The following is a 1,832-nucleotide window of genomic DNA, read 5'->3' on the forward strand; positions in this document are numbered from 1 at the left end:
CACCCTGTTTTCAACGTTTAGAAGCTTTTCTCGTCAGCGTCGTCACAGTGAATTCGCCAAACTTGCGTTCGGCTACCTTACGACTCTCGGGTTGAAAGCACGACGGATTTGCCTATCGTGCGCCCTACGGCCTTCGACCAACATATTCAGCAGTTGGCTCACCTGACTTACTGCGTCCCTCCATCACTCCAACAAGGTGGTACAGGAATATTAACCTGTCCTCCATCGACTACGCCTTTCGGCCTCGCCTTAGGTTCCGACTAACCCCGGGCGGACGAACCTTCCCCGGGAAACCTTAGGTTTTCGGTGACCGGAATTCTCATCCGGTTTTTCGCTACTCATGCCTGCATGGTCACTTGTATGCAGTCCACCTCAGATCCCTCTTCGGCTTCGACCCGCATACAACGCTCTTCTACCACCGTGAATAAATTCACGATCCGCGGCTTCGGTTCTGGACTTCAGTCCCGATCATCTTCGGCGCGATATCACTCGACCAGTGAGCTATTACGCACTCTTTAAATGATGGCTGCCTCTAAGCCAACATCCTGGCTGTTTATGCAACATCACATCCTTCAAACCACTAAGTCCGGATTGGGGACCTTAGCCGGCGGTCTGGGCTGTCTCCCTCTCGACCATGAAGCTTATCCCCCATAGTCTGACTCCTGCGGTACGGTTCATGGTATTCGGAGTTTAATAGTTCTTGGTACCCCGGTAAGGGCCCGCGAACAATCAGTAGCTCTACCCCCACAAACTATTTACGCAAGGCTAGCCCTAAAGCTATTTCGAAGAGAACCAGCTATCACTGAGTTTGATTGGCCTTTCACCCCTATCCACAGCTCATCCAAACATTTTTCAACATGAACTGGTTCGGTCCTCCGCTGCATGTTACTGCAGGTTCAACCTGGCCATGGATAGATCACTCAGCTTCGGGTCTACTCCAACGAACTAGACGCGCTATTCACACTCGCTTTCGCTTCGGCTCCGCACTCGGCTTAACCTCGCTCGTTAGAGTAAGTCGCAGGCTCATTATGCAAAAGGCATGCCGTCGCTTTCGCTCCGACACTTTGTAGACACATGATTTCAGATACTTTTCACTCCCCTTCCGGGGTACTTTTTCACCTTTCCCTCGCGGTACTATGCGCTATCGGTCACGATCGAGTATTCAGGCTTGGAGGGTGGGCCCCCCGGATTCAGTCAGAGTTTCACGTGTTCCGACCTACTTGGGATCCTTCTGGGCTTACAGTCAATTTCGCATACAGGGGTATCACCTTCTATGCCGCTGCTTTCCAACAGCTTCCGCTATCGACTGGTCTTGCCGTATCGAAGTCCCGCAACCCCGCCCGGTAAACCGGACGGTTTAGCCTTCTCCGCGTTCGCTCGCCACTACTTGCGGAATCTCGGTTGATTTCTTCTCCTGCGGGTACTGAGATGTTTCACTTCCCCGCGTCTCGCTTCCCGCACCTATGGATTCAGTACGGGATAGTGGAACATTACTTCCACTGGGTTTCCCCATTCGGATATCTCCGGATCAAAACTCGTGTGCAGTTCCCCGAAGCTTTTCGCAGCTTACCACGTCCTTCATCGCCTGATCGTGCCAAGGCATCCTTCATGTGCCCTTAGTAGCTTAACCACCAAGAAAACATTTGCACCCGGAACGCTTCCGCATTCCGGATTAAGTCTACTCTTGTTTCTCTCAACAAAAAAGTTGTTTCTTTTTTTGCAGATTCTTTTTCAAGACACTTTCTTCGATTGTCAATCAACTCCGCGGTCTCCCGCGGCTTTACCACTGCTTCCGCAGCGTAAATCGTTTCTCATCAAGTCTGTCTGCCGAA

The 1,832-nt window shown here is 51.5% G+C and carries 1 rRNA gene; it reads right to left on the reverse strand.

Annotated elements, in window-relative coordinates:
• Positions 1-1,630 (reverse strand): 23S ribosomal RNA (locus tag FYJ85_RS23490); the annotation flags it as partial.
• Positions 1,631-1,832 lie beyond the last annotated feature (202 nt).

It is taken from the genome of Victivallis lenta (genome assembly GCF_009695545.1).
GTDB lineage: Bacteria > Verrucomicrobiota > Lentisphaeria > Victivallales > Victivallaceae > Victivallis > Victivallis lenta.